A 16,589-nucleotide genomic window follows, 5' to 3' on the forward strand; every position below is an offset into this window, starting at 1 on the left:
CGAGGTGAACGGCCCCGGCGACAGTGGTAAAAGCGTGATGGCGTCTATTGGCCGCCTGCTAGCCGGGGAAGACAACAACACCACGGCCGCCACCATCGACACGCTGGAATCGTCCCGCAAACGCTCAAGCGTAATTGGCTACTCCTTAATTATCCTGCCCGACCAGGAAAAGTGGAGCGGCGACGGCGCGGGCATTAAGGCGATTAGCGGCAGTGACGCCGTGGCGATTGACCCGAAGTATCGCGACATCAACTCAACGTATATCCCGACGGTAATACTGGCGGTGAACAAGAACCCGATACGCTTCAGCGACCGCAGCGGCGGCGTGTCGCGTCGCCGGGCCATCCTGCCGTTCCCGGACGTGATACAGAAAAACGAGTGCGACTCGCAGCTGTAGGAAAAGATCGCCGGTGAGCTGGCGGTTATCGTGCGTCACCTAATGCAGCGCTTTACCCTTCCTGACGACGCCCGCGAACTGCTCTAGGCGCAGCAGTCGTCAGAAGAGGTGCTGGAAATCAAGCGCAGCGCCGACCCACTGGTAGACTTCTGCGGCTACCTGATAGCGCTGAGCATGCCGACCGGGCTTTTTATCGGTAACGCCAATATGCGGCCGATGAACCCACGCCGCTACCTCTATCACGGCTATTTATCGTTCACGGAGGCCTAAGGCCATCAGCACTCCATGAGCCAGACCGACTTCGGCCAAGCAGTGCCGCAGACGCTGAAGGAGTATGAGATAGAACTGCTGAATCGCAAGATAAAAAACGGCATCCAGAGTAGCCTAGAGCTGAGTGAAGACTGCAAGGGCGACTAACTGCTGCGCTGCATAAGATATACGAAAAAACTAAACCGGCTCCGGCCGGTTTTTTGAATCTAACAAAATTTAGCAAAGGGTAATAAAAGAGGTTTCAGTTTTTCGATTCACTTACTTAGAAGGAAATATATCTATTGGGTAAATATTGATAAAATTAGACCTTCCTTATAAATTCATCCTGCTAAAATATGTATCTAACCATCACATTTTACCAAAATCGAGCGCCACATTTTTAACCGAACGCCACTTTTCGCCCTAAAGCAATAACGGTATAGCTAATAAATGGGAGTCTGTAATTGAATATTTTTTTTGAAAGTGTTTATATGTGATTTCTCATAGCTCTTAAAGGTTGCTGAATGACATCTAATAAAAAATCGACTAAGAAATCATTGCTGGCCATAATTATTGGTGCCATAACTATTACAGTTAGTATAGTGATTGCATGGCTAGGGGCATTAAATGGGTTTTTTGAATTGTATAATAATATCTCTGATAAATTTTCTCAACGCCAAGCAGAGGATAATTTAAATGCAATTTACACTGGCTCATCTATAAAATATATAGAATCAGTGTTTGGCGTGCCTATACAAGAAAACCATTCCGATGATGGAAAAGTAAATGAATACATATATTCATTTAAGAAATTTTATCTTCAAGTTGTTTATGACAATAAAAACAAAGTAATATTATACTCAGTGACAAGCAAAGATAAAAACTTTCATCCAAAAATCCCTTATCTTGACTCCACACTTGGTAGTAATTTTGATAGTTATGGAGAAAATATTGAAGATTTCGAGTCTGGGTATTCATCAAAGTTTTACAGGTATGAGGAAGTACACTATTTAGGAAATCTAGGTAATTACAGACATTTCTATCTTGCCTATAATCCTGCCGGGATAGAATACTCGAAATTAAATGCGCTCCCAGATCTGCACAATGACAATAAGTTTCCGCCCAAAAAAGCTGATTTAGATAATTTCAGGAAGCATAACACACCAAATACATTTGCTATAGGTGACATCATGGGTTCTCCCAAAGGACCAGAGCTATATTATGGAATTGGAATTGATTACTATGTAGCACGGGACATACCTGATAAAGACTAGTTTTGCACCATGCTTTATTGCAGATCATGAAAGAGTACAGGCTTTAACTGCTGAAGCGTAAAATAACGAATGGTATCCAAACCGGCTTAGGCCGGTTTCTTTATGCCTAAGGTTAATAGTGTTCAGCTTAGGTGAAGAGTGGGGAATAGTAATAGTCTAAGTAGTTTCCTCCTAATAACTTAATAATAAAAACAAAAGCAAAGGTGAACAGGATGGACACTTTTTAGTGATTTTTTTTGTATGTTAATCTTAAAATTTTAGGTCAGTAGCGCCGGTATGGCCTACAGTACGGAACCGAACCGGAAAAATAATTTAAAAAAATTGATGATTTTCGAAAAATTTATGAATTTTTTTAACCACATAGGCATGGATTATTGTAGGGGAACAAAAGGGAATATTAATAATTTTTTATAAAAAATCAATTAAAATATATGCTTGCGTGGTTTTTTGAGTCGGGCCTTCGGTGTTATGTACCTTATTTTAATTTTAAGGGTTTAGGTGAAAAATGCTATCTCTTTTGCATGTAAGAAATCATCTAAAGTCTTATTTGAAATTGCCGCTGTAGTTAGTAGTTTCATATAAGCGATTACTATCTCACAGCGGCATGTAGTTCTAATTTTCAAATATGTACAGTTTTCAACTTGAAAGCTATGACGCAGCCCACGTCTCTAAACCATCCCAAAATAGTTTAATCGCACGTATTTAAGCCCAATATGTGGCCCAAAGGTTTATGGTGGAAACGTACCAGCACACGAAATGCAGGCTTTGCCAGCGATTCTGCCACGCTCCCGAAAAGGTACACGGTTATCCTGATAGGGTACGATCACTCTGGACATATGATAAAGTCGCTACGATCCGCTTGTTGGTAGTACCACCAACGGGGTTTTATGGCTGCTATTGTTCTAAGTCAGATAGCAAACTTAAATAGCGCGAAACTAGGCAATGGTGATGTACGTGAAAAAAATATTGTGGTTAGGCGAGGACTATTGTTATCTGATGAGCAACCCAAGAAAGCACCTGAAATAAAAGTGAGTCGAACTAGCCATCGCAAGATTTAGTAGCAAGAGAAGGATGATGAAACTTAGATAGCAATTATCTAAAGAACCTCAAGATGTTATACTATTTTGGCTAATAGATTCGTTCTGTAAAATTAATGAATAACGCTTTATGTAAAACCTAATTTTTCGGATATATCCTTAAGGGTTATTATTAACGCATAGGTTGTACACATAATAAAATAACGCCCAATGAAGGTGGGCGTCGTTTTTATCTATTATGCAACTGCTTTTTTAGCTGTTTTGATCCGATAGAATTCAAGAACTTCTTCGACTACATAGCTAATGTGATGGTTAGTGTCGTAACCAATCCAGTCTTGAGGTCTGCCCTTGAGTTTCTTAAGGCTACAATCTTTAATTTTTTCATCTCCCCATGAAAACGAAACACCTAAATAATGTGGGGAAGTAACAATGACTTTCGCAAGATCGTAAATTTGATCTCCTTTGTTTCCTTTTTGCTTAGAATGTCCACGAGCGACGAAATATCTATTTTTTATAGTGTGTCTAATTTTTCCGTTAGCGTGAGTAGCTGGGATATCATCAGCTGAACTTGGGTTTCTTATTCCATAATCTGCATAAATTAGATTTTCAAAATTTTCATCCACCAATGTCTTCCAAACAACCATTTCTCTTCTATCAACGTAATCGGTTGAGTCTTCATCTTTGACTGCTTCATTAATAAATGTAGGAAAAGATGCACCTGCAATCATTTGGCACCAAAACTAAAACTTTTAACAACATCAAGAAGATGGTGCATGTCAGCAAGAAGGGAAACGATAGATTTTTTAGTTACATCTCCGAAGTCAAACAATATAATAATTTGTTCGCTAGAGAGATGCAGCTCATCCATTACATTCTCGATACTTTCTATGAAATGCTCTTCATCATATGCATCTTCAATCGTTTCCGAGTCAATACGTAAACAAAATAAAGTGTCTGTAGATGCTGATAAATTTCTCAAGGCGTTTTGATAATCAATATCACCCCAACGATCAAGTCCTATAACAGGATATATTTTTAATCCCGATGAAGACAATTTTCGGAACACATAGCTATATACATGTTCGCCTGTTTCAGTATATACGTTTGGTTTCCATTCAAATTGGTCAAAAAAAAGGCTTGACGACTTGCATGAAGCGATGATGTCCTGACAAACTTTATTGAGGTAATCTATTTTAGGCTGTGTAGAACCTCTTAAATAAGCAGCCTCACTGACCTTTTTCGTGAGCTTTGGTATTTCAAAAAAGGGAGTTATCTTCTGCGAGTAAATAGGTTTAAGGTTATCCAAGGCCGAAAACTCACCTGGTTTTGCTTTAAGTATAGGAACGTAAGTAGGGTACATGAACAGCCTCCTAAAATTACTCGGTAATAGCAACAGTTAAAATTTTACTTACTTCACCTTGACCAATGAGATCCGGAAATTGACGATAGTTCCCTGATTCTCTTCTTAATCTCCCCGCTATTATTGCTGGAGTTATTTTTAATTCTCTAGACAAAGCATCAATACTTTCTTTTGATGGAGATATATAAGCATCACTTCTTTTCCAAATGACTCTAGGAATAAATGCCTCTTTAGCTAATCTGTTAGCCTCTGCTTCCTTTTTATCATCAGAAGATGCATCAAGATCATCTATAAATGTTTCTTCATTATGAACATGCTTCCAAATATGGACTACTTCATGGAGCAACGTAAACCAAAAATTATCTAAACGATCATGTCTTAAAGTAAGACCAATAATTGGCAGCCCATCTATATCTTTCAGGGCTGCACCATCAATACGAGTCCCTTTCAAACTTGGCTCGATAATTACAGCAATCCCATGCTTTTCAAGGAATTCTATGGCAAGAAGGGGGCCTTTTTCAAACCAACTAAGTTGTGCTAAATCACGTAAAAAACTTGTAGATAGAATCGCAGGGTCAAAAAGATCGAGCTTAGATTTTTTCTTACGTGCTTGTTGTACAACTCTGCTTACCCACGCATATAGAGCGTATTTAGTCGAAGGCGAATAAGCATCACCTGATAAAGTTCTCTTGAAAGAGAGAGTACCAGACTGCCATCCAATTTGGTCAATAAAACCTTTTATAACTTCTTCAGCTGATTTTTTAATTTCATCACTTTTATCAGAAATCCATCCTCGGCTAATCATTTCTTTTACGGGAAACTTCGTCCAATCAACGCTTTCTTTTGAAGAGTTTTCATCGGTGGCATTTACACCAACAAGAGTTTCTGTAGAGATTCCAAGTCCTATAGAAAGAGCCTTAATCATAGATACAGTTAAAGGCCGTTTTCTGGACAATATTTCTGAAACCCTGCTTCTTGTTCCCAGATAGGGAACAAGATCAACTTGCTTTAATCCTTTCTCATGCATCCTGAACAAAATTGCATCAATTGGATCGGGTGGTTCGATAGGATATTTTGAATTCTCATAAGCCTCAACAATTGTAATCAAGAGCTCAAGTTCTTCATGCTCTTCAGAGCGAATTGGCGGCATCATAAGCATTAGGGCATGGATGCGCTCTAAATACTTCTGATGCTGCTGCTCAGTTTTGATAACTTTAATATCCATTCACTTAACCTTTACTGCAATAACCAGCACTAGTAACTCATTGAAATCAATTAATGTTTCAATGAAGGCATCGCAACCATCAACCTTGAAAATGAACATCCCTTTTGTAGGATTAGAGACTGTAGGAAACTGCTCCCTAATATCCTCTAATGACTTCCAAAGACATGTATCCACTTCAGTGGACCAGGCATTTACCCAGATTTTGCTGGAGGTACTAAAGTTTTTGATTTCGTCTAACCGATTTCTTCCAAGCAGCTTCATACCTTGTTCCTAATATGGGAACATCATAGTGTTCTCTTTTAGCTGTGTCAACTTGTTCCCAAATGTGGAACAAAATTATTTTGCTTACATTTTACCCTGTTACAGTAATTATTTTTATGCATTTAATCAACAAAGTAAGCTATTTTAGTGCCTTATCAGCAAGTTATTAAGATATGCTATTGGGGTTAATTGTTAGACTGGCTACAGTATCGGAAAGGATTTTAACTATGTTCTATAGGAGTATCAGGGGATTATCTTTCAAATTACTTCACGGTTTCGGAGCACTATTTGGCAGGGCGCAGCACTGCTAAACAATCCCAACCTAATGCGTATAGCACTACCCTGATACCAGTACACTTGAAAGGCACCGACTCGTAGCCGCTGGTACGGTTATGGGCTGTGGTGCCGCACTCCGGGCATTTCAGAGCCCCCTATTTCGGCCAGCGCATCCTGATAGGCCGCATTTACTTCTGGGTACACCCGGCGTGCCTCGCGAGCCACGGCGCTTCGTTGCCGGTAAACAGAAAGCCGCATGAATGGTAAACCGCTTCTGATAAGCAATGGGGGGCAGTTTAATATCGGAAACCCGCTAACTCATTTTTCCAACTACCACATTTACCCACCGATCGCTTCTTTCCCTTCGCTGGTCCTCACTCATCCACTCCTGTATCACCCTAAGCTCATCAACCTCAATCCCGCTCAACATCCCCGCAATCTCTCCCTCGCGCATATCCGTAAACACCCGACCATTATCCTCCCGCTCGCCCTGACCATACTTAAAAGACGCATACAGCACGCCGCCAGCTTTTAACGCATGCGCCAGCCGCCTGAACACTTCCGGCAGCTCCGCTCGCGGCACATGCAGCAGCGAGGCGCAGCACCAGATCCCGTCATAGCGCGCAATCGCATCCAGATCCTGAAACCGCATCACCTTAACCGGCAAGCCGCTATGCTGACTCGCCAGCGCAGCCAGTTCCGGCGAGGCATCAAATGCCTCTACCTGAAATCCCTGTTCAGCAAAGGCTTTAGCATCGCGTCCTGAACCACAACCCGCATCCAGAACAGCGCCGTGCGCAGGGAGCAGGGCAGTGAAGCGATCGCGAATCTCTGCCATATCAACCGCGACCGTGCTCTCGAAGAACTGCTGCGCATTGCGCTGATAGTAGCGTTGCGTATTCAAAATAAGGTGTCTCCACAAGCCTGAGGCTGCCAGATATGGAACAACACGCTGCGCGCCGCCTGCCAGCCTGATGCCAGAAAGCTGCGCCGCGTCGCTTCACTGTTGCCGGTCTGCTGAATCAGCGTCTCGCGCAGCGGCAGATGGCTGTTAATAAAATACTCGTTGCGCTTATGCAACCGTTCCAGCAGCAGCTGCGACGGGATATGGGCGAACTTGCCTTCCTTGCCGCGATTGCAGCTCTGACACGCCAGCACCAGATTCCAGACGCCGTTGAGGTTCGGCACTTGGTCACGCGCCGCCCAGGGAATAAAGTGATCGACATCGGTAAGATCCGCGTGGCCGCGCTCAAGACTGACCGGCCGATAGCAGTAGAAGCAGCGGCCTTTCTGGTAGCCGTTCAGGCTGTTGCGACAGCTGGTGATATCGACGCGTCGCTCGTGCTGGCGCGTAAACAGAACCTGCTGCTCGCTGTCATACTCCACTGCCACCAGATTACGTGACACGCCCATCGACCAGGCCTGTTCGACCAGCCGCCAGCGCGCATCGGTCTCATGGATGAGGTTCTGAAACTGCTGGGTCTCGGTCAGCTTAAAGAACGCCTCGGTAAGCCGGATACCTTTTTGCGTTTTACGTTCATCAAGAAAAAAGCGCACGTCAATCTCAGCGCGGTTCACGTTATGAAAGGCATCAATCACGTTAGCGAAGCCGCGCTTAACGGTTACCGCCAGCAGCGCCTCTTCGCTGATGTCGCCATGATTGAACTGCGTGCAGGCGTCGAGGAACTGGCTGCTTTTTGTGGTGATCTGCTTTGGTGCCAGCTCAAGATGGCGGCAAAGATGCTGGCTGAACGGGCGTGCCAGCGCTTCCAGAGAGATGAGATCGTTGCCCTGCGCATGCAGATCGTAAAGCGCATGCGCCAAGGCGAATTTGTAGGATGCGACGTTGTTGCCGAACAGAATGACGCCGCGCCAGTAGTTCTCCAGTGTGGGATCGGCCTGATAAAAAAGCATGTTGCCTTGTCCTGAACGAAGCCAATTTGCGAGCTGGCTTCCAGATTAACGAAACAAGTAACAGCTTTGCATAACAGGGGGGGAAATGCATCCTGTGAGTAAAAGTAAACAGCAATAGCTCTTTATTCACATATTCATCACGATTAGCTGATGACCAGAAAGCGGGTAGGTTTTTTAGGAGGTTGTTTTAATAAACACATCAAGGAAATGAGGAGATATTAATGGTTTCATTTTTCTTTTTTGGCAATAACTACCTTAAAACAAGCCTGGTCATTTGATACCAAGCAGCTAAGCGGCTTAACTATGTTAATTAAATATAAGTGGTTATAATTTTTCATCCTCGCTGGATGAAGAAGGAATGCATAATGGATTCAGTTGAAGAATTAAAGGGAACATATTTCTATGATGGCTCATCAAATTTAAGTGCTGGGGAATTATTTTTCTGGATCATGATTGATGAGACCTTAGACCATTTTGCTGTTTCAGATATAGCGGCAGTCACCGCAATCTACCTTGGATCAAATAGTGTTACGGTCGCGGGTAAACTGGCAGGCGCAACGCCTGGAACGTCTGTCGCATCGATTTATTCAAGACGTCTATTCAGAGGTCGTATGATGCCGGTTAGGTTACCAACCTGGATTGGTTATCCTCCCCATGCAAAAACAGTAATGACGCAACGATTAGGCACATTTGTTGGAAGAACGATTCCTTTGGTGGGTTGGGTAGTGCTTGCTGGGGATGTTGCGATTATTTCTTATAAGGCGATTAATAAATACAATACGCTTGCCCATCCATCCGATCGTATCTGGTAGGGACTATATGAGTGACTTACATGATTTTGAAAAACAGGTAATGGACTGGTATGAAAGTAAATGGAACGGGCGTGTGTTACCTTTTTTCAAAAAGCCAGCACTGACTATAGAGACAAGCCTCTCTACAGGCAAACACCCTTGGGCAAACGAGGATGCTATAGAGATAGTTGATGACTATTTTAGACGCTTCAATGTAGACAGAAAAAACTTCTCATTCGTTAAATACTGGCCTAATGAAGAAGTCATTCTTCCCTTGAATTTCTTACGTTCTAAAGAGCACAAATGGCGTTGGATTGAGCCTGAGCCGCTTACATTAAAAATGCTCGCAGAATCAGCAAATGCAGGTTACTGGTTATATGACTAACAAGGAGTTGAAATATGGTTATTCCCTCACACCTTTGGCTTAAAGATGATGGTGGCTCATTAATAAGAGGATCCTCTGATGTTGCGGATCGTGAAGGAAGTATAGAGATTTTAGGCTTTAGTCACGGTTTGCACATACCGACAGATAACCACACTGGAAAGATAAGTGCGACGCGAATTCATGCTCCTATGGTAATAGAAAAGGAATTTGATAGTTCAAGCCCCTATTTATATAAAGCCGTTGCGACGGGGCAAACCTTACAAAGTGCCGAATTAAAATGGTATGCAATTAATTATGCAGGTCAAGAAGCTGAATACTTCAATATGTTGCTTGAAGGTGTCAAGATCGTTGCTGTAAACCCTGTTATGTACAACACTAAAACCATTGAGAAATGCAATCACTTGGAGCGAGTTGAGTTGCGGTATGAAAAGATAACCTGGAAATATTGTGATGGTAATATTCAGTATACTGATGCATGGAATGAAAGAACTACAGCCTAATATATCGTTTTGAGGGAGTTAAAACTCCCTTCTTTTATCATATCGAAATTACTATCTACTTTCTTAATCTCAATCCCGCATACCCTTTCCCCAACTTCTTCTAAAAACTCCTTGCGATAACATATAGCGCTTCACTATTTCCCGACGCGTTTTATTAGTGCGAGGGTAAATCCGGGCATCCTCTCTGGAAAACGCACAATGACCTGGACAAGCTTACCGGTGCTGGATCTGGCGCAACTCGCCGGCAGGGAAACCGAACAAAACGAGTTTTTAACCCGCCTGCGCGAAAGTGCGCGCGACGTGGGCTTTTTCTACCTCATCAACCACGGCATCAACCCGCAGCTGCAGCAGAACGTGCAGAGCATTACGCGCGCCTTTTTCGATCTGCCGCAGGAAGAGAAGCTGCGCGTCTCGATGATCCACTCGCCACACTTCCGCGGCTACAACCTCGCGGGCGTAGAGTACACCCGCGAGCAGCGAGACCAGCGCGAGCAGTTCGATATCGGCGCGGATCGCGAGCCGCTGCTGCTGCAGCCGGACGATGCAGCGTGGAAGCGTCTGCAGGGACCGAATCTCTGGCCGGAGGCGCTGCCGCAGCTGCGTCCGGTGATCAACGCCTGGCAGCAGGAGATGACCGCTGTAGCGCTACGCCTGCTGCGCGCTTTCGCCCGTTCGCTGTCGCTGCCGGAGGACGCCTTCGACGCGCTCTACGGCCGCTATCCCAACGAGCACGTCAAGCTGATCCGCTATCCCGGACAGAGCGCCGAGGAAAGCCAGCAGGGCGTCGGCGCGCATAAAGACTCCGGCTTTCTCACCTTCCTGCTGCAGGACGAGCAGCGCGGACTACAGGTGGAAGTGACGCCGGGCAACTGGGTCGATGCCGCGCCGAAGCCGGGCGCGTTCGTGGTGAATATCGGCGAGCTGCTGGAGCTGGCGACCAACGGCTATCTGCGCGCCACCGTGCATCGCGTGCTCTCACCGCCAGAAGGGCAGGAGCGCATCTCCATCGCCTTTTTCCTCGGCGCGCAGCTCGACACTCAGGTGCCCATCTATCAGCTGCCCGACGCGCTGGCGGCGGAAGCGCTGGGGCCGACCAGCGATCCCGCTAATCCGCTAATCCGCGACGTGGGCTGGAACTACCTCAAAGGACGTTTACGCTCGCACCGCGATGTGGCGCAGCGCTACTACGGCGATTATCTCAAGACACTTTCATAAGGACATTGCATGAAAAAGAAGATGGTAGCGACTCTGGCGCTGGCGGCACTCTTCTCGGGCACCAGTTCAGCGGCGGTGCTGCGCGTGGCGGCGGATCCGGTGCCGCACAGCGAGATCCTCAACTACGTGAAGAAGATCGATCCCAGTCTTGATCTGCAGGTGATCGAACTCAGCGGCAACCTCAACGCCAACGAACTGCTGGCGCGCGGCGACGTCGACGCCAACTACTTCCAGCATGTGCCTTATCTGCGCGATCAGGAGAAGGCGTTGGGCGAGACGTTCGACGTGGCGGCGACGGTGCATATCGAGCCGCTGGGGCTCTACTCGCGCAAGGTGAAATCCCTGAAAGATATCCCGGACGGCGCGCAGGTGGCGGTGCCGAACAACGTCACTAACCTGAGCCGCGCGCTCTATCTGCTGCAGGCCAACGGACTGATTACCCTGAAGGCAGGCAAGAACGACGCCATCAACAACCTGGCGACGCCGGCGGATATCGACAGCAACCCGCATCACCTGAAGATCGTCGAGATCGAGTCGCCGCAGCTGCCGCGCGCGCTGGATGACGTGCAGTTCGCGGTAATCAACGGCAACTACGCGCTGCAGGCGGGCCTGACGCCGTCGAAGGACGCGCTGGCGCTGGAGAAAGCGCAGGGCAACCCTTACGCCAACGTGCTGGTGACCACGCCGAAGCTGGCGAACGATCCGCGCATCAAAGAGCTGGCGAAAGATCTCGCCTCGCCGCAGGTGGCGAAGTTTATCGAGCAGCAGTATCACGGCTCGGTAATTCCGGTAAATCCGTAATTCTGAAGCGATAAAGCGGGATGAGGCCGCGCGCCGCATCCCGTTTCGCCGTTTACCATGTTTTACCGCCGCCTTTTAATGACGTGGGATCCTGACCGGCGGCGTCTCTGTCCAGTCAGGCCGCTCGCCAGACATCACCGCCCGCTGCTGTGAGGGCGTCATCGGCTGGAAAATATCCGGCATCGCGCGCCGGGTGTTATCCGGCGCTCTGGTCGCCGAACCGTTATCGTAACTACAGGCGGATAAGCCGCAGACAACCAGCGTCGACACAAGAAGCTTTTTCATAAATCCTTTTCCCCGAATGAAAATCAGGAAGCCGCCGGAGAGCAAAAGGGCAGTCGCCGCTCCGATCGGCGCTTCGTTTTACATCATTTCTCGCTAATATTATCAGGAAGCGCAACGCCAAACGTGGCGCCACCCACAACCACGGCTGACTCTATGCAATTAAGGTTTTTTCGAGGATGGATGCTCGCTGTCCTGGCGCTCTTGCTGGGCGGATGCGCGCGCTCCGACGCGCTATGGATGGTGACGCAGGATCTCTGCATGACCAACTACCACTATCGGCGCGACCCGGCGCCCTGCCAGCAGATCTATCAGCCGCACAGCAAAGAGCAGGGCTTCAGCATCCTGCAGAATCCGCGCTATCCCTATCATTTTATCCTGGTGCCGAACCTGGCCATGTCCGGTATCGAGAGCATCGCGCTGTCGCGCGCGGGCCGCACCGACTACTTCGGCTATGCCTGGCTGATGCGCTACCGCCTGATGGCGGCTTATGGCGCCGACGTTCCTGACGACAAACTGGGCATGGCGATTAACTCCGCCTGGGGACGCAGCCAGAATCAGCTGCATATTCATCTCACCTGCCTGCGCGAGGACGTGCGCCGCCAGCTGCAGGCGGAGCGACCTTATATTAGTGAGCAGTGGCGGCCGTTGCCCGATCGCCTGCTGAACCATACTTACTATGCCCGCCGCGTGATGCAGCCAGCGGCGATGGGCATCTATCCCATCGCCTCGGTGGCGCGCCATTTTCAGCTGTCGCCGCCGCAGCTGGCGGAGTATGGCGTGGCGTTAATACCCACGACTTTCTCGGGAGAGAAAGGGTTTATCCTGCTGACCACGCGGCGCGGCTGGGATAAGGGCAACCGCGCCTCGGTGGAGTCTTTGTTAGATAAGCGCTGCGAGATACTTACGGCTCTTAAGCCTGGCCGTTAAGCCAGAAGGTAAAGATTGGGCGCAGTTTCTCTGTTCAGTCACGCCAGCAGAAACCTGCTTTGGTGTGAGGGGTTATCCCGACAAAGAACTGTAATTAGAACCTTTCCTGCTCTGCTACGGAACTGACAGGCTGTACAGATTGTCTTTATCCTGATCTACTCTTAACAAAATTAATCAACGTGGAAAACATTATGCGCAGGACTCAAAACGCACTCTTTTTAGCGGGATTACTGTTTGGCTCCCTGAGCCTTGTTCCCGCCGCACAGGCTGAAGGCGAGGCCGCCGATACCGTTCCGCCGCCGCCGCAGGTTCAGCAGCAGGCGCCAGCCGATGCGCAGCCGCAGCAGGGCGACGCCACCGACAGCAGCGGTCAGCCGCCGCTGGGACCAAACGCCGAAGAGCCGGAAGCGGGCAGCACCCCGTCCCCCGCGCCGGATGCGAACGCCGGCACTCCGCAGGCGCAGTCGAAATACGATCTCAACCGCATCATCATCGACTATAAAGAGTTCAAAATCGGCGACAACGTGCCGCAGCAGTATCTCGACAAATCCTACAACATCGTCGAGTGGCAGAAGCGCAACCTGCCCGCGCCGGAAACCGGCAGTCACTGGACCTATATCGGCGGCAACTACCTGCTGATTACCAACGACGTGGGTAAAATCCTGAAAGCGGAGTCGGGCGATATCTACTATCGCGGCTAAGCGCGCAATGCGTGCTTATGCAGGTGAGAAGGCTCGATCGCAAAGACGCAAAAACGGCATCCCTGCCAGCTCGACCCGCGCGATTACGCCCCTCATCCCTGAGGGGCCCCCGTAAACGGGCCAACGCGCTGCGTTGTTCAAAAACGCTCCCGGCGTTTTTGTCCTTGTCGCGGGACGCTTTGCTCTTCGAGCCATCTCACCTGCTTGTGAATATTGTCAGTTGGATAAAGCCGGTCACGCGACCGGCTTTTTTTATGCGAACCGTTCCGGCCGGAAGCTCGCCAGCATCGGCTGCTTCTCGCCGGTCACGATCTCCTCCGCCAGCAGCTCGCCCGCAATCAGCGCCAGGGTGGCGCCGGAGTGGGTGAAAGCGACAAAGCAGCCGGGCACGCTCTCCAGCTCGCCGAACACCGGCTCGCCGTCGCCAGGGATCGGTTTTAACCCCAGCTTCCAGCTGGCGGCGCGCAGCGGCTCGCCTTTCACTAACTGGCTCGCTTCGGCGGCGAGCTGCGCTACCACGCTCTCATCAATGGCGTAGCTGCCGTCCGCCTGCTGCTGAATATCCTCTTCATACCAGTCGTGATCCAGCGCGAACGTGTTGCCCGGATTGGGACGCACCGCCGCGCGCGGCGTGTTCAGCACTGCCTTCAGCCCGTGCGCGCCCGGCTCGGTGATCACCAGCATCGACACGGGCGAGCCGTTGGGAATGGTGACGCCGAGCGGCGCGACCACGTCGGGCGTTGCCGGGCCGCAGGCAACCAGCACCGCGTCGGCGCGCAGCTGATCCCCGCTCGCCAGCCTGACGCCGCTGGCGCGCGAGCCGTCGCGCAGCACCTCGCATTTTCCGGCGTGCTCGACGATCTCGCCGCCCAGCGCGCGCAGCTGCTGCGCCAGATATGCCACCAGGTGCGGCAAACTGACCCAGCCTTCGCCGGGATTGAAGATCGCCTCCTGCGCCAGCGCCGCGCCCTCGACCTGTGCGTCGGCCTGCGCCAGGCTGCTGCGCGTCACCAGATGCGAGTCGTAGCCGTGCGCCTTCTCATAGGCATGACGCGCGCGCGTGCCGCTCTGGTCGTCCGCCGCCCAGAACAGGCCGCCGTCGAAGCGCAGCCAGTCGCGCGTCGGATCGGCGGCGAACAGCGTGCGGTAGCGGTCGATGCCCGCCATGCGCAGCGCGTGATAGGGCAGAGAGCGCTCGCCCGCCGAGTTAAGCCAGGAGAGCGAACGGCCGGAGGCGCCGGAGCAGAGCGCCGCCTCGGTCACCAGCGTGACCGCCGCGCCGCGTTTCGCCAGATGCAGCGCGCTGGATACGCCCAGCGCGCCGCCGCCCAGTACCACTACGCGACGCAGATCTTCTAATGCCATGATTCAGTTCCTTGTTCAGTTCGAATAGGGGAAGGGCCTACAGCACTTCCGACAGAAAACGTTGCAGGCGCGGCGACTGCGGCGCATCGAACAGCGCAGCGGGCGGGCCCGCCTCGACAATCTCGCCTTCGTCCATAAACACCACCTGATCGGCGACCTTGCGCGCGAAGCCCATCTCATGGGTCACCACCACCATGGTCATGCCGCGCCGACAGAGATCGGCCATCAGCGTCAGCACCCCTTTCACCAGCTCGGGATCGAGCGCCGACGTCGCCTCGTCAAACAGCATCACCTCAGGATCCATCGCCAGCGCGCGGGCGATCGCCACGCGCTGCTGCTGGCCGCCGGAGAGATCGCGTGGACGGTGATCGGCGCGCTGGCCTAAGCCCACCTCCTCAAGCCGCTGGCGCGCAATCGCCATCGCCTGCGCCTTCGGCAGGCCTTTCACCTTCCAGGGCGCCAGCGCCACGTTCTCCAGCGCGCTGTGGTCGGGAAACAGGTTGAAGTGCTGAAACACCATGCCGATGCGCAGCCGCAGGGCGTCGGGCTTGTCCTGCAGCACCGAGCGTCCCGCCAGCAGCACGTCACCCGATTTGGGCTCATGCAGGCGGTTGATGCCGCGCAGCAGCGTCGATTTGCCGGAGCCGGACGGCCCGATAATGCAGGTGGTGCTGCCAGGTGCGATACGCAGCGACACGCCGCGCAGCACGTCGATGGGTCCATAGGAGAGCGACAGATCGCGCAGCTCCAGGCTCGAACCTTTCCAGCTCGCCGCAGCGGGCGGCTCGCTCAGTTTCATTGCAACGCTCATGATTGCCCCCGATTGCCGGTTAAGGGTTGTGCGGTCAGCGCGCCCTCGGGGCGCTTTTGCACTTCTTCGACCTCTTTCAGGCCGCTCTGCGGCGCGGTAAGACGCCGACGGCCGGTGCGATAGCGCACGTCGATAACGTTTACCGCGTGGTTCAGCGGCACGGTGATGATCAGGTAGAACAGCCCGGCCAGCATCAGCGGTGACAGGTTGCCGCTGAGCACCGCCGCGTCCTGACCGACGCGGAACAGCTCGCGCTGGCCGGTCATCAGGCCGAGCAGGTAGACCAGCGAGGAGTCTTTGATAATGGCGATAAACTGGTTAACGATGGCGGGCAGCACGCGGCGGATCCCCTGCGGGATCACCACCTGGCGCATGGCGCGGCCGTAGCTCATGCCGAGCGCGCGGCACGCCTCCATCTGTCCGCGCTCGACGCTCTGAATGCCGGCGCGAAAAATCTCGCCCATATAGGCGCTGGCGATCAGGCTGAGGGCGAAGATGCCGAGCGGATAGGGCGTCGGGCCGAACAGCTGGTAGCTGAAGCGCGCCAGGCCCTGGCCAATCAGCAGAATGGTCAGAATCGACGGCAGGCCGCGAAACAGATCGGTGTAGATGCGCGCCGGCAACCGCAGCCAGCGCGACGGCGAAATGCCCATCAGCGCCAGCAGCAGGCCGAACAGAGTGCCGAGCAGCGTCGAGGCGATCGAGATGATCAGGGTGTTGACCAGCCCGGTCGCCAGCAGCTGCGGCAGTACTTCCTTCATTGAGGCGAAGTCAAAGAAGGTGCGGGAAAGCATTGTCAGAAGATCCATCGCCGT

Annotated in this window: 21 protein-coding genes; 11 read left to right on the forward strand and 10 right to left on the reverse strand. The window is 50.8% G+C overall.

The window, feature by feature from the left end; genetic code table 11:
- The first annotated feature begins 4 nt into the window (after positions 1–4).
- The 4 genes from JS46_RS24795 to JS46_RS23285 all read left to right on the forward strand — a co-directional run bounded on the left by JS46_RS24795 (position 5) and on the right by JS46_RS23285 (position 1,920).
- On the forward strand, positions 5–397 hold the full coding sequence (locus JS46_RS24795; protein WP_369799150.1) for a DUF5906 domain-containing protein: 393 nt from the start codon (positions 5–7) through the stop codon (positions 395–397).
- Positions 398–505: 108 nt separating this feature from the next.
- Positions 506–667 carry a hypothetical protein gene (locus JS46_RS24800; RefSeq protein WP_369799144.1) on the forward strand — a complete coding sequence of 54 codons (162 nt, stop codon included), beginning with the start codon at positions 506–508 and terminating at the stop codon, positions 665–667.
- Between the two features lie 15 nt (positions 668–682).
- Complete coding sequence (locus JS46_RS24805; protein WP_369799145.1) at positions 683–814, forward strand: hypothetical protein; 132 nt, start codon at positions 683–685, stop codon at positions 812–814.
- Between the two features lie 356 nt (positions 815–1,170).
- Positions 1,171–1,920 (forward strand): ETEC_3214 domain-containing protein, encoded by a 750-nt coding sequence (locus JS46_RS23285; protein ID WP_072010406.1) that lies wholly within the window; start codon positions 1,171–1,173, stop codon positions 1,918–1,920.
- A gap of 1,273 nt (positions 1,921–3,193) precedes the next feature.
- Here the strand turns inward: JS46_RS23285 and JS46_RS24720 are convergent.
- The 6 genes from JS46_RS24720 to JS46_RS07460 form a co-directional block, all read right to left on the reverse strand.
- Complete coding sequence (locus tag JS46_RS24720) at positions 3,194–3,685, reverse strand: beta family protein (RefSeq protein WP_255351569.1); 492 nt, start codon at positions 3,683–3,685, stop codon at positions 3,194–3,196.
- Positions 3,682–4,317: a beta family protein gene (locus JS46_RS24725; RefSeq protein WP_255351570.1), complete on the reverse strand. Its 636-nt coding sequence runs from the start codon at positions 4,315–4,317 to the stop codon at positions 3,682–3,684. Before JS46_RS24725 ends, JS46_RS24720 begins: the two co-directional genes overlap by 4 nt.
- 16 nt (positions 4,318–4,333) lie before the next feature.
- Positions 4,334–5,542: an ImmA/IrrE family metallo-endopeptidase gene (locus JS46_RS23295; protein ID WP_072010407.1), complete on the reverse strand. Its 1,209-nt coding sequence runs from the start codon at positions 5,540–5,542 to the stop codon at positions 4,334–4,336.
- On the reverse strand, positions 5,543–5,803 hold the full coding sequence (locus JS46_RS07450) for a type II toxin-antitoxin system HigB family toxin (protein WP_033749361.1): 261 nt from the start codon (positions 5,801–5,803) through the stop codon (positions 5,543–5,545). It abuts the gene before it with no gap.
- Positions 5,804–6,392: 589 nt separating this feature from the next.
- A complete protein-coding gene (locus JS46_RS07455) occupies positions 6,393–6,983 on the reverse strand; it encodes a bifunctional 2-polyprenyl-6-hydroxyphenol methylase/3-demethylubiquinol 3-O-methyltransferase UbiG (protein ID WP_033749362.1) in 591 nt (196 codons plus the stop codon).
- Positions 6,980–7,993 carry an HNH endonuclease gene (locus tag JS46_RS07460; RefSeq protein WP_033749363.1) on the reverse strand — a complete coding sequence of 338 codons (1,014 nt, stop codon included), beginning with the start codon at positions 7,991–7,993 and terminating at the stop codon, positions 6,980–6,982. The genes JS46_RS07455 and JS46_RS07460 overlap by 4 nt, the downstream gene beginning before the upstream one ends.
- 365 nt (positions 7,994–8,358) lie before the next feature.
- On the opposite strand from JS46_RS07460, the gene JS46_RS23300 reads away from it, so the two are divergent.
- The 5 genes from JS46_RS23300 (at position 8,359) to JS46_RS07475 (ending at position 11,685) form a co-directional block, all read left to right on the forward strand.
- Positions 8,359–8,805 carry an STM2901 family protein gene (locus JS46_RS23300; protein ID WP_072010408.1) on the forward strand — a complete coding sequence of 149 codons (447 nt, stop codon included), beginning with the start codon at positions 8,359–8,361 and terminating at the stop codon, positions 8,803–8,805.
- 7 nt (positions 8,806–8,812) lie between these two features.
- Positions 8,813–9,169 carry a DUF1493 family protein gene (locus JS46_RS23305; protein WP_072010409.1) on the forward strand — a complete coding sequence of 119 codons (357 nt, stop codon included), beginning with the start codon at positions 8,813–8,815 and terminating at the stop codon, positions 9,167–9,169.
- A 14-nt stretch (positions 9,170–9,183) separates the two neighbouring features.
- The gene (locus JS46_RS07465; RefSeq protein WP_033749364.1) at positions 9,184–9,669 is read left to right on the forward strand and encodes a type VI secretion system tube protein TssD; all 486 of its coding nucleotides are present in this window, start codon (positions 9,184–9,186) and stop codon (positions 9,667–9,669) included.
- 198 nt (positions 9,670–9,867) lie between these two features.
- Positions 9,868–10,884: an isopenicillin N synthase family oxygenase gene (locus JS46_RS07470; protein ID WP_033749365.1), complete on the forward strand. Its 1,017-nt coding sequence runs from the start codon at positions 9,868–9,870 to the stop codon at positions 10,882–10,884.
- 9 nt (positions 10,885–10,893) lie between these two features.
- Complete coding sequence (locus JS46_RS07475) at positions 10,894–11,685, forward strand: MetQ/NlpA family ABC transporter substrate-binding protein (RefSeq protein ID WP_033749366.1); 792 nt, start codon at positions 10,894–10,896, stop codon at positions 11,683–11,685.
- Positions 11,686–11,760: 75 nt separating this feature from the next.
- Here JS46_RS07475 and JS46_RS24105 read toward each other — a convergent pair whose 3' ends face one another.
- Complete coding sequence (locus tag JS46_RS24105) at positions 11,761–11,970, reverse strand: hypothetical protein (RefSeq protein WP_152560682.1); 210 nt, start codon at positions 11,968–11,970, stop codon at positions 11,761–11,763.
- A 180-nt stretch (positions 11,971–12,150) separates the two neighbouring features.
- Between JS46_RS24105 and JS46_RS07480 the strand changes: the two genes are divergently transcribed.
- Positions 12,151–12,897 carry a CDP-diacylglycerol diphosphatase gene (locus JS46_RS07480; protein ID WP_369799146.1) on the forward strand — a complete coding sequence of 249 codons (747 nt, stop codon included), beginning with the start codon at positions 12,151–12,153 and terminating at the stop codon, positions 12,895–12,897.
- Positions 12,898–13,088: 191 nt separating this feature from the next.
- Positions 13,089–13,598 (forward strand): RcnB family protein, encoded by a 510-nt coding sequence (locus JS46_RS07485; protein WP_033749368.1) that lies wholly within the window; start codon positions 13,089–13,091, stop codon positions 13,596–13,598.
- Positions 13,599–13,850: 252 nt separating this feature from the next.
- Here JS46_RS07485 and JS46_RS07490 read toward each other — a convergent pair whose 3' ends face one another.
- The 3 genes from JS46_RS07490 to JS46_RS07500 are packed head-to-tail and all read right to left on the reverse strand — an operon-like array spanning position 13,851 to position 16,583.
- Positions 13,851–14,963: an FAD-binding oxidoreductase gene (locus JS46_RS07490; protein ID WP_033749369.1), complete on the reverse strand. Its 1,113-nt coding sequence runs from the start codon at positions 14,961–14,963 to the stop codon at positions 13,851–13,853.
- A 37-nt stretch (positions 14,964–15,000) separates the two neighbouring features.
- Positions 15,001–15,762 (reverse strand): amino acid ABC transporter ATP-binding protein, encoded by a 762-nt coding sequence (locus JS46_RS07495; RefSeq protein WP_033749370.1) that lies wholly within the window; start codon positions 15,760–15,762, stop codon positions 15,001–15,003.
- An 8-nt stretch (positions 15,763–15,770) separates the two neighbouring features.
- Positions 15,771–16,583, reverse strand: coding sequence for an amino acid ABC transporter permease (locus JS46_RS07500; RefSeq protein WP_033749371.1), 813 nt, complete (start codon positions 16,581–16,583; stop codon positions 15,771–15,773).
- Positions 16,584–16,589 lie beyond the last annotated feature (6 nt).

The sequence above is a fragment of the Pantoea sp. NGS-ED-1003 genome (assembly GCF_000738765.1).
Lineage (GTDB): Bacteria > Pseudomonadota > Gammaproteobacteria > Enterobacterales > Enterobacteriaceae > Pantoea > Pantoea septica.